Annotated in this window: 11 protein-coding genes; 4 read left to right on the top strand and 7 right to left on the bottom strand. The window is 71.5% G+C overall.

Annotated elements, in window-relative coordinates:
- Positions 1-1,137, top strand: a 1,137-nt coding sequence (locus C1I95_RS25100) for a S1 family peptidase (protein ID WP_146605831.1), incomplete at its 5' end; no start/stop codon positions are given.
- 15 nt (positions 1,138-1,152) lie between these two features.
- On the opposite strand, the gene C1I95_RS25095 is transcribed toward C1I95_RS25100, so the two are convergent.
- The 7 genes from C1I95_RS25095 to C1I95_RS25065 form a co-directional block, all read right to left on the bottom strand.
- Complete coding sequence (locus tag C1I95_RS25095) at positions 1,153-3,255, bottom strand: acyltransferase family protein (protein ID WP_111217270.1); 2,103 nt, start codon at positions 3,253-3,255, stop codon at positions 1,153-1,155.
- Positions 3,256-3,327: 72 nt separating this feature from the next.
- Positions 3,328-4,674, bottom strand: coding sequence for an O-antigen ligase family protein (locus C1I95_RS25090; RefSeq protein ID WP_111217268.1), 1,347 nt, complete (start codon positions 4,672-4,674; stop codon positions 3,328-3,330).
- Position 4,675: 1 nt separating this feature from the next.
- Positions 4,676-6,043 (bottom strand): lipopolysaccharide biosynthesis protein, encoded by a 1,368-nt coding sequence (locus C1I95_RS25085; protein ID WP_158566465.1) that lies wholly within the window; start codon positions 6,041-6,043, stop codon positions 4,676-4,678.
- Positions 6,040-7,104, bottom strand: a complete 1,065-nt coding sequence (locus C1I95_RS25080; protein WP_111217264.1) for a glycosyltransferase family 4 protein — start codon at positions 7,102-7,104, stop codon at positions 6,040-6,042. The genes C1I95_RS25085 and C1I95_RS25080 overlap by 4 nt, the downstream gene beginning before the upstream one ends.
- Positions 7,104-8,066: a glycosyltransferase family 2 protein gene (locus C1I95_RS25075; RefSeq protein WP_111217262.1), complete on the bottom strand. Its 963-nt coding sequence runs from the start codon at positions 8,064-8,066 to the stop codon at positions 7,104-7,106. The genes C1I95_RS25080 and C1I95_RS25075 overlap by 1 nt, the downstream gene beginning before the upstream one ends.
- 151 nt (positions 8,067-8,217) lie before the next feature.
- A complete protein-coding gene (locus tag C1I95_RS25070; RefSeq protein WP_111217260.1) occupies positions 8,218-9,768 on the bottom strand; it encodes a sugar transferase in 1,551 nt (516 codons plus the stop codon).
- A gap of 114 nt (positions 9,769-9,882) precedes the next feature.
- Positions 9,883-10,953 carry an LCP family protein gene (locus tag C1I95_RS25065; protein ID WP_111217258.1) on the bottom strand — a complete coding sequence of 357 codons (1,071 nt, stop codon included), beginning with the start codon at positions 10,951-10,953 and terminating at the stop codon, positions 9,883-9,885.
- A gap of 107 nt (positions 10,954-11,060) precedes the next feature.
- On the opposite strand from C1I95_RS25065, the gene C1I95_RS25060 reads away from it, so the two are divergent.
- The 3 genes from C1I95_RS25060 to C1I95_RS25050 form a co-directional block, all read left to right on the top strand.
- Positions 11,061-11,894: an O-methyltransferase gene (locus tag C1I95_RS25060; RefSeq protein WP_111217256.1), complete on the top strand. Its 834-nt coding sequence runs from the start codon at positions 11,061-11,063 to the stop codon at positions 11,892-11,894.
- A gap of 4 nt (positions 11,895-11,898) precedes the next feature.
- Positions 11,899-12,720: an MOSC domain-containing protein gene (locus C1I95_RS25055; RefSeq protein WP_111217254.1), complete on the top strand. Its 822-nt coding sequence runs from the start codon at positions 11,899-11,901 to the stop codon at positions 12,718-12,720.
- A 54-nt stretch (positions 12,721-12,774) separates the two neighbouring features.
- Positions 12,775-13,667, top strand: an 893-nt coding sequence (locus tag C1I95_RS25050; RefSeq protein ID WP_233513868.1) for an expansin EXLX1 family cellulose-binding protein, incomplete at its 3' end; no start/stop codon positions are given.

Below are 13,667 nucleotides of genomic sequence, written 5' to 3'. Positions count from 1 at the left end.
ACCCCACCCACACCCGGGCTCAAGCCCTGGGCAGAGGCCACGCCGCACAGCCCGGAGGAGCGTGCCCTCGCCACCGCCGCGCCCTCGATGGTCTTCCTGGAGGCCGTCCTCACCGGTTACCTGCGGGGCAAGCAGGACAACGCCCTGCTGCACCCCGAGCCGTTCACCTTCAGCCGCCGCTGCACCGGCTTCGTGGTCAATCACGACGGGCACGTGCTCACCAACGGCCAGTGTGTCCGGCCCACCCCGGACATCATGGTCGAGCACGCCCTCGACGCGCTGGCCAGGAGCCTGGTCGCGGACGGCAAGCTGAAGGCCGCGGAGGTCAGCGGCTACGTGCGGGCCCGGGTGGCGACCAGCGTCTTCACCGGCCCCGATCCCGGCACGGAGCCCGCAGCCACGGTGCACGGTCAGTTGAACGTGGCCACGGGCGACCTGACCGAAAGCCCCGCGATTCCCGCTACCGTCGTCCGGGCTCTCACCCTCGCCGAGGGCAATCTGGCGCTGGTCAAGCTCGACCAGGGAAATCTTCCCGCTGCCGAGCTGAACACCTCCGCCACGATCGCCGGGGGCACCCCGCTGCACGCACTCGGGTACGGCACCACCGACGCCGACTACCGCTCCGCGACCTACACCGTCCTGTCCAAGCCGGTCGAGGTGACCGAGGTGGACATCGAATCGTCGGTCTACCGGATCGGCGAGGATGTCGGGGCGTACTCGCGTGGGGGGATCGTGGTCGACCCGCAGGGCCGGGTGGTCGGGATCCTCGACAACGACCTGCTCCAGCCCGACCGCCCGAACCGCCTCGTGGTGCCGGTGTCACGGATGAGCGGACTGCTCAGCGCGGCCGGCGTCGAGAACGGCCTCGGCGAGCCGGACAAGCTTTACCGCAGCGCTCTCGACGCGTACTTCGCCGGCGACGAGGCGAAGGCCGCCCCACGGTTCGCGGAGGTCGCGGAGCAGTCGCCCACGAACGCCTTGGCGCAGGTGTACCGCGAGGCGGCCGTCGCCGCTGGGGGCGACGACGAACCGTCCCGGCCCGGCTGGGCGGTGCCGCTGCTCATCGGCGCCGGTGTTGCGCTCGTGGGCGGGCTCGGCGCGCTGGTCCTGCTGCGCCGGCGCACGAACTTCCGGTAGCCCGGCTGTCCCGCGCTAGTCGGGCGGGCGGCCGAGAACCGGTGCCAGGGCCTCGTCGAGCAGCGGGGCCAGTTTGCGGGCGTACTCGGTCGTGACGTGGTTCTCGTCGCGTCGGACGATGACCCCACCCACGAAGATCGGGCACCGCCCGGAGTCGCAGAACCAGTCCGCGGTGGCGATCAGACCCGAGCCCCAGACCCGTCGGTCAGCCTCGGCGTACGACCGATACTCGTCGGAGAGCGTCGAGACGCAGTCCCGAGGGGCGGAGAGCCGGGTGATGCAGCTCTTCGGGTCCCGACCCAGCGGCGGCGGTTGCAGGGCGACGACCTTCTTCGCCGCCGCGAGCCACTCGTCCTTGGCCCGACGGGCGGCCTGCTCCCACTCGGGCTGCGACGGGCTCCCGCCGGTGCTGGTGAACCGTTGGCGGTAGGCGTTGCTCACGATCACCAGGTCGGGCCTGCGGTCCTCGATGAAGGCCCGTACCGTCTGCCGATGCCCCGGGCAGGCTCGGGTGATGGTCTCGATGGGGGAGAGCGTGTCCGCGGCGAGGAACGGGCAGCCCGCGTACGTCAGGTCCCGGACCACCCATCCGTCCGGCTCCAGGACGCCCCGCACCAGCGGCAGCCAGGCGGTTCCGATGGAGTCGCCGACAACGACGGCCAGCCTACGGGGGCGCGGCGTCGTGACGACACAGTCGTTGCCGTCCGGGACCGCTGGCCGGCATCCCTGCCCTTCCCCACGCGTGAAGCCCAGGCTGCCCAACTCGCCCGGGGGAGGGGTCAGCATCGGCCAGTCGGCGGCCGCCAGCGCCGTACGGATCTGGGCCGCCAGTTCGGCCTGCGAGGTGACCGGCGCCGCTTCCGCCGGTGCCTGCGGCGACGGCGTGCGGATCGCCACCAGGGCGACCGCCGCCACCGTGGCGGCCAGCGCCGTCAGCCCGGCGCCCCGCCGGACCAGCGTTGCCCCGGCCCGCCGGGGCGGCATCCCCGGTGGCCGGCGCTCCAACCACGACGACCGGCGGACCGGGTTCTCCACCAGGTGATAGGAGAGCACCGAGAGCAGGGCCGTACCGCCGAGCGTGAGCAACGTCGTGGCGTACCCGCCGCCGGGCAGCGCGGCACCGATCAGGATGAGCAGGGGGAAGTGCCACAGGTAGAGGGAGTAGGAGATGTCACCGACGTACCGTGCAGCCCTGTTGGTCAGGGGGAACAACAGTCGCTGCCCGCCCACGCCCCCGGCGATGACCAGGGCCGTCGACACCACCGACAGAAACGCGCCCGGAACCGGGAACGGGGTTCGTGCGGTGATGGTGAAGACCGAGACAACCAGGCCGATCAGCCCGAGCCACTGGTACGCCGGCCGGACCGGTGCGGGTATGCGGGCCAGCAGCGGCGTCGCCACGGCCAGCAGCGCGCCGACGCCCAGTTCCCAGGCGCGGGAGAAGGTCGAGAAGTACGCCACCGTCGGCCGGTGGTCGACCTCCCACAGTGCGAACGCGATCGAGCCGAGGACGACGGCTCCCAGGACCACGCCGACCGCCCACCGCGATCGGCTCCCGTGCCGACCCCGTCGGGCGGCCAGGCCCAGCACCGCCACGAGCAGCACCGGCCAGACCAGGTAGAACTGTTCCTCCACCGCCAGCGACCAGTAGTGCCGTAGTGGCGAGACGGGCCCGTCGGTCTGCCAGTAGTCGGTGCCGACGGACGCGAAGCGCCAGTTGGCCCCGAAGAGCCCGGCCCAGAGCGCGTCCCAGGCCGTCGACCGCACCCGTTCGCCGAGGAACAGCAGCGACGCCGCGAGGTACGTGCTCACCAGGACCAGCATCGCCAGGGGCAGGATCCGCCGGGCCCGCCGACGGTAGAAATCCGCGAAGGAGATCCGCCCGGTCCGGTCGTGTTCGGTGAGCAGCAGGCCCGTGATCAGGAAGCCGGAGATGACGAAGAAGACGTCCACGCCGACGAACCCGCCGGCCGGCCACTGGAGGACGTGTTCGAGGATCACCACCACGACCGCGAAGGCGCGTAGCCCCTGGATGTCCGGGCGGAAGCCCGCGCCAGGGGCCAGCGGTCGCCGAGGGACGGCCCGATGAACCGGCGCCGCGAGGGGGCCTGACGACATCGGGTCCTTCCCTACACCAGCGGATGTGCGGCCGGCCCGGACCAAGGTCCGGGACGTCGGCGATCCGGCCGCTCAGTCTCGCGCATCGGCCGTGGCCCGGCCGGTGCCGCCGGCCAGACGGCGAAGTCTGGCCAGCGGTCCCGGTCGATCGACGGCTTCCGCCGGCCCATCGCCCGGAACGGGATCCGTCGATCCTAACGTGGACGTGGTCAGCACCATCAAGACGAAGATCCAGGTCAATCCGTCGACGGAGAGCGGGTTCCAGACCACCTCGGTGAACGAGTAGACGATGAAGAGCGCCACCGGCGCCTTGGCGGAGAGGACCCGGCCGTCGACGACCGGCGCGCGCAGCAGGGTGGCCAGCAGGAAGGTCCACAGGGCCAACGCGACGAAGCCACCGGAGAAGATGGCCAGGACGTAGCCCGAATGGAAGAAGTGGTGCGGCGCCTCGCCGATGTCCCGGAGGTAGTACCACTTGGAGACGCCCACGCCGGTGCCCTCCGCGCCGGCGATGTACTCCCGGACGTGGATCCAGATGTTGCCGCGGTTGCTCAGGGTGGTCTTGGACGCGCTCCAGGTCAGATAGCTGGCTGCTGCTGCGGCCCCGACCACCGGAGCCACGCAGAGGGCGAAGTGGATTCGCGGGTACGGCCGCCGCCGCTCGAGCAGCAGGGCACCGAGCACCCACCCGCCGACGGCGGCGAGCGCCAGGTAGCTGGTCCGGGATCCGGTTGCCACGATGATCAGCAGGCAGAACGCCACCGTCGCCCACCGTTCCGCGCGCCGCAGCGCGCAGGCGGCGGCGACCAGGGTGAACGAGGCGATCAGGGCGATGTAGTTCTCGGAGTTGTAGAAGCTCTTGAACAGCGCCCCCGCCAACGAGCACTTCTCCAGCTGCCCGGCGGTGCAGGCCCGCCACGCCTGCCCGTAGAAGGCGGTCGGGACCGTCAGCACCGACAGAACGGCCAGCCCGGTGTAGGCCATCGCGCCGAGGCTCACCGTGGCGCCGGCCCCCATCAGCCACGCCGCTAGCACCAGCAGCCCCGCGGCGGCGTACGCCGGCATCCTCGACCCGTACACGCCGTCACCGGTGAGGACGTCCACGCTGAGGCACCAGACGAGCACTGCCGCGGCCAGCCCCAGGCAGACCCGTCGCCAGATCTCGGACGGTCCCCACAGCCGCTCGCGCCCGGTGACGAACAGCCAGGCGACCAGTGCGAGCACCAGCAGGCCGATGAGGGCCGACGAGTGGTCACCGGCGATCACGGGCGCGGCGTTCGCGAGCACCGCGAACCCGATGAACGCGATGGCGATCCCACTGTTGCCGAAGGTGGCGGCGACGGCCCGCCGGGCGTGGATCAACCACCCGGCCGCCGCGAGGCCACCCGCGCTCAGCAGGACACCGAAGAGTGTGGTCACCTCAGACCCTTTCCATGGGACGTGCCGAAGGGGGAGTACCGACCCGGTCGCGCCGCACGGCGGCGGCGAGGCATCCCCAGAGCAGTACGGCGAGCAGCGCGTCGCACGCCAGGCTGGAGACGATAGCGCCCTGCCATCCGTAGGCCGGGATGAGCCACAGGTTCAGCAGCGCGTTGAGCACGCCGACGCCGATCTGGCAGACGGTCCGCCGCCCCTGCATCCGCGCCCCGGACAGCGCATCCGCGGCGAGGTAGTGCAGCGACTTCAGCACCAGCAGCGCGCTCAGCCCCTGTAGCGCCGGAACGGCGGCCTCGAAGTCAGCCCCGAACACCAGTGGCATCATCCAGGCGAACGCGACCAGCAGCAGGCTCGCCGGCACGCTGAACGCCAGGAAGCGCGGCACCAACTTGAGGGCCATCCGCTGCGCCGCCCGTGGGCCGTCCCGCCCCGCTTCGAAGAACCGGGGATAGGCCACCGCGCTCATGGACCGGCCCGGCGTGTACGCGAGGTCGACCACGCGGTAGGCGGCGGCGTAGATGGCGGCGCTCTCCGGGGTGCCCAGGCGGGACAGCATGACCTTGTCGCTGTCGTTGTAGACCGACTGGGCCGAGAGCCCGACGGCGAACAGCATTCCGGTCCGTACCTGCTGGAGCGAACCCCGGATGCTCAGGGCGCGACCGGCGGCACCGCGTAGGCCACCCAGGACCACGGGCAGGCACACGACGACGGAGATCACGGCGGAGATCGTCGCCCAGCCGTGCAGCGTGACCGGCCCCTCCGACATGGCCAGCACGACGGCTCCGACCAGCCGACAGATGTGCAGCAGGGCGGGAATGACCGCGGCGAGCATGATCCGGCCACGGACATGGAACGAGGCTCCCACGGCCTCGATGAGCCGCCAGGCGACCAGGTCCGCGAAGGCGAGACAGAGCAGGTCGACCAGGCCGATGTGGGCGCCCCAGATGGCGAGACCGGCAGCGGCCACCAGCACCGTGGCGGCGGAGCCGAAGACGGTGGACAGGAACAGACCGCGGAGCAGGTGGCGGGGCCAGTCGGACGGCGAGTCCGCGTAGTTCTGGATGATCAGGCTCGGCGCGCCGGCGGACGCGAAGGGCGACACCACCGCGATGAGCGCCGTGACACCGACGAACAGGCCGTAGGTGTCGATCGGCATTTCCCGCGCCAGCAGCACGAAGAGGGCGCCCTGCGCGAGGGTGCGCAGCAGGTTCCCGGTGAGGAACTTGCCGGACCTGTGCAGAAAACCGTCGCCGCGGCCGACAACGGACGACCATCGCCAGCGCGACCGCCTCGGCTGTCGGTCGCGTTCGTCGGCCGCCGGCCGGTCCGCTTCCCCAGGAACGAGCGTCACCTCAGGGCCTCCACCCACCGGCGGCTCACCTCGGTCGGGTCCAGTGTGGTGCATCGGGCGTGCCAGGCCTTGTCGAAGTCCGCGACGGTGGGGCGTCCGTCGCCGGTCAGGCGCACGATCGCGTCGGCGAGCGCCGACGGTGAGGTGTCCGCCGCCAGGGTGCCCGGCACGAACGTCGGGATCATCTCGTCCAGTGCTGGCACCGGTAGGGCGGCGACGGGCAGTCCGGCCTCGGCGGCCTCCACGAGGCTGAACCCGAACGTCTCGGCGCGGGACGGGTGCACCAGTACGTCCGCCTCCGCGAGAAGCCGTGCCACCCCCGGCACCCGGCCCAGGAACGTCGCGCGATCCGCCAGGCCGAGCCTGCTCGCCTTGTCGTGAAGGAGATCGCGCTCCTCCCCATCGCCGGCGAGGGTCAGGTGATAGTTGGCGGGCAGGAGCGCCAGCGCTTCGAGCGCGCAGGAGTGGTTCTTGTACGGGCGGAACGCGGCGGTCGTGAGCAGCTTGATCCGCTCGCGGTCGGCGACCTCACGTGGTGGCACGAACGGGCTGAGCGGCATCGGGTTGGGAATCGTCACCACCTGCTGCCCGGGGACGAGCTGCCGCACGGTCCGCGCGACCCCGTCGGAGACGGCGACCACGAGGCGGGGCCGTAGCCCCCTGACCCGGGCCACCCGGGCCAGCGTCCGGACCCGACCGTCGATGCGTAGCCGCTCCGGCAGCAGCGAGTGCTCCCAGGCGACGTAGCTGCGGCCGGAGCCGGCCAGGGCGGCACCGACCGGGACGCTGCCCCACAGCCCACTCGCCACGACCTGCACGTCCGCTGGCAGTTTCAGCAGCCGGCGTCGCAACGGTGGCACCGCCTCCATCAGGCGGGTGATCCGGGTGCCCAGCCCGAGGGTGTCGATCGCCAGGTCGTCCAGGGTGGGCGGCACCGACCGGGACACCACGGTCGCCGACACCTCGACGCCCTGGGCCTGTAGGTCCCGCATGAGCAGCGCCGCCGCGAGTTCCATGCCGTACAGCGGTTCCAGTTGGGGGAGCACGAAGTGCAGGCGCATCAGCGGGACCCGCCCGTCCGGAGCGCCGCGGGGTCGTCGACGACCCGGGACCTGCGCATCGCGACGCGCTCGAGCGCGGACCGCGGTACGAGCCCGAGAGCCGCCAGGACCGCGTTGCGGGCCGACGGCGGGGAGTTGCGGCGGATGGCGCGCACCATCTCCCGTACGCCCTCCCGGTCCCGGGCCTGCACCGCGTACCGCAGGGTCTGGGCCGCGATGAAGTCGGAGAAGGTCTCCGGCGCCCACACGCCCTCCCAGCGCCGCGCCCAGTCCCAGGAGGTCCGCCAGTCGGCGCTGGCCGAGATCGACCCCGGACTACCCACCGTGTAGATGGCGGTCGCCTCCTCGATCTGCACAATCTTCGCCCGCGGGATCCGGGCCGCCCGGACGAGCCAGTCCCAGTCCTGGTGTCGTGGCAGCGACTCGTCCCATCGGCACTGCCGGGCGAGGTCCGCAGTGGTCAGCAGCGTCGAGGTGGGCAGCGACTGGCGACCGACACCGAGGTGCCGCCGGCGGAAGAGGTAGTCCTCCGGCAGTGCGCCGTCGGCGATCAGCGTGGTCGGCACGGCGGACGGAAGCGGGTTGCCACCCGCCTTGCGTTGCAGCGTCCGTGAGGACACCACCGGCAGCCAGCCCTCGTCGGCCAGCCGTTCCAGGGCGGGCAGTTGGGCGGCGAGCTTGCCGGGCAGCCAGGCGTCGTCATCGTCGAGGAATGCCACGTGGCTGTCGGGGGCGGCATGCTGGACACCGAGATTCCGCGCGAACGAACCCCGCCGCCCGCCGCCGGTGCAGACGATCTCGTCGATCTGGCCGCGCAGCTCCGCCACGCTGGTCGGCACCTCGGCCAGATCGCACACGACCACCACATGCACGGACACGCCCTGCTGGGCGCGGGCGGACACGACCGCCTCCGCGAGGCTGGGTCGGCCCGTCGTCGGGATGACTACCGAAACGTCCGGCATCGGATTCTCCAAGCAGTTCGGCTGAGCGCCCCCGGGCCGAGTCGGCGGAGTGTAGGGCGGGAGCGTCGGCGGGGGGCGTCGCCGGGGCCGGGCTGGGACGGACCGCGTCGCCCGTCCGGCCCGGTCGACGGTACGGACTCTGACAGGTCCCTCAGCGGCCACCGCCGCGGAACACCTCGGCCACGGTCCGCAAGAGCACCTTGGCGTCCAGCCACAGTGACCAGTTCTCGATGTAGTAGTTGTCGAACCGGGCCCGATCGGAGATCGGGGTGTCCCCGCGCAGGCCGCTGACCTGGGCGAGCCCGGTGAGACCCACCGGAACCCGGTGACGCATCGCGTAGCTCGGGTACTCGGCGGAGAACTTCTCGACGAAGTAGGGGCGCTCGGGCCGGGGCCCGACCACACTCATGTCTCCCTTGAGGATGTTCCACAGCTGCGGCAGCTCGTCCAGCGACGTACGGCGCAGGAAGCGCCCGATCGGCGAGACCCGCCGGTCGTTCGCGATCGACCAGTTCGTCTGGGACTCGTGCTCGTTGGCCGGCCGCATGGTGCGGAACTTGATGATGTCGAACGGCTTGCCGTGCCGGCCGATGCGCTCCTGGCGGAAGAAGACGCCGCGACCACCGTCGAGGAACGCGAGGGTCGCGCAGAGCAGCAGGATCGGACTCAGCACGAGCACCGCCGAGCCCGCGAAGATCACGTCCGAGGCGCGCTTGAGCGCCCAGTGCGGCCCCGACAGGGTCGTGTCACCCACCTTCACGATCGGGATAGCGCCGATGTGGTCGCCGTGCGACCTGGACCCCCAGAGCCGGGGCACCGCCCACAGGTCGCACGTGGCGACCACCGGCTGACGCAGGATCTCCATCAGCACCAGCTCCGGGCACTCCGGGTCGGCGATGATCAGCACGTCACACTCGGCCAGCCGTACCAGCTGTTCGAGCTGGTCGAGCGTGCCGATCATGGGCACCGGGGACGAGGTTGCCGGTGAGGGGCTGTCGACGTGCCCGACGAACCGCAGCCCGTACCGGGGGTAGCGGCGGAGCAGCCGGGCGAGCTCCACGGCGGTCGGGCCGCTGCCGATGATGATGGCGTTGTGCTCGACCCACCGGCAACGGCGGGCGAGGGTGGCGATCTCCCGGGTCATCAGGCGCCCGGCGATCACCAGAACCGCGGCCAGGGCCACCCCGCGGATGAATCCGACGAGGTACACCGCTGAGTCGTGACGCAGCGCGGCGATGATGGCGACCACCGCCGCGGCGGCCAGCAGCCGGCCGCAGAGGCTCGGCAACTCGTCGAGGATGCTCACGTGCCGGCGGGCCTGGTAGAGCCCGCCGGCGGTGAAGATGGCGACGGTCAGGACGGTCATGGCGAGCGTGCCGCGCCAGTGCTGCTGGGTGACGGCGAGCGGGGACAGCAGTGCGGCGACGTCGACCGGTGCCGTCAACATCCAGGCGCGCAGGTGCCGGGTACGGGTCGAGGCGTGCGAGCCCGCGTACGGCAGCACCGCCGTCACGTCGAGACCCGGCCGTGCGGTGCCGGTGTCCGTTGCCGGGTCGGGCCGCGACCCGACGGAAGCGGTCAACGCCGGAGCGGGATCGTCCTCGTCGGACTCGACCGCCTGAGCCGATCCCTCCGATGTGGACGTCCCGGCCTCGGCGGGCACGTTGGTGGCCGGGTAACCCACGACAGGTTGCCTCGACATGTACAGTTCCTCCCCCGTGGAGCGACACCGCTGGCGTCTGAGGAAAGCCATCGGAGCGAACGCAGGATACGACCGCCCCGGTAAGAGCGCCAGAGCCGCAGGGGCAATTGCTGTTTAACTTCCGGTGCTGAGGATCTCCTCGACCGCGTCCCGGCGAACGGCGTCGTAGAAGGTCGCCGCCTTGTTCTTGTCCTCGAAGACAACGCTCTCGCTGCCGACCCGCCCGGTTCCCTTGGTCGGATTGGTCATGAAAGTCAGATCGTTACCGCGAAGGCCGCGCAGTTCCATCGCCATGTCCACAAGCGACATCTCCTTGTCCACCGAAACGGCGCTCGACGTGGCGCGGACAAAGGAATTGAGCTTGGCGGGATTCGCCAGGACGCCACCGGACGCGGCCTGATCCAGAATCGCCTTGATCACCTGCTGCTGATGCCGGATCCGGGTGAAATCGCCGTCGGCGAACTGCTTGCGCTGCCGGGAGAAGTCCAGTGCGGTGGCCCCGTCCATCCGCTGTTTGCCCTGTTCGAAGGTGCGGAACGGGGGGTGGATCGAGGTGAATCTCTTCTCCGAGTTGATGTCGATGCCGCCGAGGGCGTCGATGATTTCCTTGAACCCGCCGAAGTCCACCATCAATACGTGGTCGATCCGGACCTTGGTGTACTGCTCCACGGTCTGCACCATCAGCGGAAGACCACCCCAGGCGTACGCGGCGTTGATCTTCGCGTCGCGGCCGCCGCGACCTTCCTTCGAGCGGGGCACGGCGACCCAGGTGTCCCGGGGAATCGAGACGAGTTGCGCGCCGGAGCGGTCCTTCGGCACGTGCGCCAGGATGATGGTGTCCGCCCGCGAGCCGCCGGTGCTCTCCGGATCGCGCGAGTCGCTGCCGAGGATCAGGATGTTCAACGCGCCCTTGACGACCACCTCGGGTCGGCTCTCTTCCGGTACGCCGTCGAAGGCGTCGACCCGGTCGATGTCCGACTCGACCGACTTGAGGTAGAAGCCGCCGGCCACCACGCCGCCGACCCCGACCAACGCCAGCACCAGCAAACTGATCAGGGTGATCCGGAGCCACCGACGACGCGGCTTGCCCGCCGGGGCACCCGCCGTCGTCTCCGGCCCGTCGGTGCCCCCCGCCGGCAGGGTGTCCTCCGGGGTGATGGTCCCCGCCTGGTCTCCACTCGACATGGCGGTGATGCTACTTACTTCACGTTCCCGTTGTTGACCCCGTAACCGGGCGATTCGGGTCCGGTGTTGTTACCCCGATGTTTCCCCCGGTCTGGTAGAACGCTGCCGTGGACGCCGTCAAGCTGCGCCGGGCCATCGCCCGTACCCGCCTCGCACCCGTCGCCGCTTTCCCGAAACGCCTGGTCGCGGTGGCCCGCCACGACGCCAAGGTGCTACGCACCTCGGCCCGCTGGCTGGTCGCGTCGCGGGAGCATCACAACTACACGTACGAGCTGACCAAGCTCAGCCGCAGTCACCTCGCCTGGTTCGTCAGCGTGGTCTGCGACCTGCCGGTGAAGCAGGTCCGCGGGTACCTCGCGGAGATCGAGTCCGACGACGTGCTGCGGCAGCACATCGCCTCGGCCACCGCCGGCGCCGCGCGGCGCGGCCTGGCCGACAAGCAGGTCCGGTACGCCCGGCGGATCGGCTGGTACGCGATCGTCCGCGCCCGCCGGCCCCAACACGTCGTGGAGACCGGCGTGGACAAGGGGCTCGGCAGTTGCGTGCTGGCCGCCGCGCTGCTGCGCAACACCGCCGAGGGACATCCGGGCCGGGTCAGTTCCATCGACATCAACCCCGAGGCCGGCTACCTCGCCCGGGTCGCCCCCTGGTCCGAGGTGATCGACCTGGTCATCGGCGACTCGGTCGAGTCGATCACCGCGTTGCAGCGGCCGGTCGACCTGTTCCTGCACGACAGCGACCACAGCCGCAAGTACGAGCGGCGTGAGTTCGACGCCGTGGAGCCGAAGCTGGCCCCCGGGGCGATGCTGCTCACCGACAACGTCACCCACACCAACGTGCTGGCCGAGCACGCCGAGCGCACCGGCCGGCGGTTCCTCGCCTACCGGGAGACCCCCGCCGACCACTGGTATCCGGGGGACGGCATCGGCGTGGCATGGTAGCCGGGTGCGGCTGAGCGAGATCAACACGTACCCGATCAAGGGTTGTCGCGGGCTCCACCACGACGAGGCCGAGGTGCAGCCGTGGGGGCTCGACGGCGATCGGCGCTGGATGATGGTCGACGCCGACGGGGTCGGCGTCACCCAGCGCGAGACCACCACCCTGGTCCGGGTCCGCGCCCACCCGGCCCCCGGCGGGTTGCTGCTGCGCGCCGACGGGCACCCCGACCTGGTGGTGCCCGAGCCGGCCGGCGTCGCCCCGGTCCAGGTGCGTACCTTCCGCCGGCGCCTGCTCCGGGTCGACGCGCTGCCCGCCGGTCCGGCCGCCGATGACTGGCTCGGCAAAGTGGTCGACCGCCCGGTCCGGCTGGTCTGGCTGGCCGAGCCGACCCGGCACGTCGAGCGCGGCCGCAAGGAGTACGACCCCGGCGACCGGGTCAGCTTCGCCGACGCGTACCCGGTGCTGCTGACCAGCACCGCGTCGCTGGCCGCGCTCGGCGACTGGCTGGTCGCGGCCGGCGCGGAACCGGTACCGATGGCCCGGTTCCGACCCAACCTGGTGGTCGACGGCGCCCCCGCCTGGGCGGAGGACGGCTGGGCCGGCCGGCCGCTGCGCATCGGCGGCGTCCGCTTCCAGGCCGCCAACCCGTCGGCCCGCTGCCTGGTCACCACTACCGACCAGGAGACCGGGGTACGCGGCCGGGAACCGTTGCGCACCCTGGCCCGGCACCGGAACATCGACCGTCAGCTCCTGTTCGGGCTGAACGTCATCCCGCTGGAGCCCGGCCGGGTGCGGCTCGGCGACCCGGTGGAACTGACCCCGTCTTAGCTTTCGCTTAGCTCGCTTGTCCGACGCGATCGCCGTCCGGCAGCATCTGTCCGCGTGACCGACGGTACCGACGGCCCCGCCGGCCGAGCAGTAGTCAGGCGTTCCCCGCTGGGCCGCTGGCTGGCCGGCGGGGCCGTGGCCACCCTCGCCGCCGTCGTCGGGCTCACCCTCGCGCTGCGCGCGGGTGCCGCGCCCGCCTGCGCCGCCGCGGCCCGGCCCGGCTCCGCACTGCCGGCCGCCGGCGCGCTGCTCGCGCCGCCCGCCGCAGGCACCCTCCACAAGGGCAAGGCCACCTTCTACGACTCGAAGGGTGCGGGTGGGAACTGCTCCTATCCCGCCGCACCCGCCGACCGGCTCTATGTCGCGCTCGGCCCCAGCGAGTATGCCGACGGCGCCGCCTGCGGCGGATACCTCGACGTGACCGGGCCGAAGGGCAACGTGCGGGTCATGGTCATGGACCAGTGCCCGGAATGCCCCCCGGGCCACCTCGACCTGTCCAAGGAGGCGTTCGCCCGGATCGCCGATCCGGTGCAGGGCGTCGTCGGCGTCAGCTACCGCCTGGTGGGCGACCCGCCGCTCGCCGGCCCGCTCGCCTTCCGGATCAAGGAGGGCGCCTCGCAGTGGTGGTTCGCCGTCCTGGTCGCCAACCACGGCAACCCGCTGCGCTCGGTAGAGGTACGCCAGGGCAGCTCGGGTGCCTGGCGAGCGGCCAACCGGGAAAGCTACAACTATTGGCTCATCGCCTCCGGTGCCGGTCCCGGCCCGTACCAGATCCGGGTCACCGACACCCGGGGCCACCGGGTCACCGCCACCGGCGTCCGGATGACCCCCGGCCAGGTCCAGCGCAGCACGGTCCGGATGTACGGCGCCGCCTCAGCTAAGTCGACGACCCCGTCCCGGTCACCCTCGGCCAGCCCGAAACCGAGCGCCAGCCCGACGTCCCGCCC

Origin of the sequence: Micromonospora craterilacus (assembly GCF_003236315.1) — a bacterium.
In the GTDB taxonomy this organism is placed as follows: domain Bacteria; phylum Actinomycetota; class Actinomycetes; order Mycobacteriales; family Micromonosporaceae; genus Micromonospora; species Micromonospora craterilacus.
This window is presented reverse-complemented; position numbering and strand designations above follow the sequence as displayed.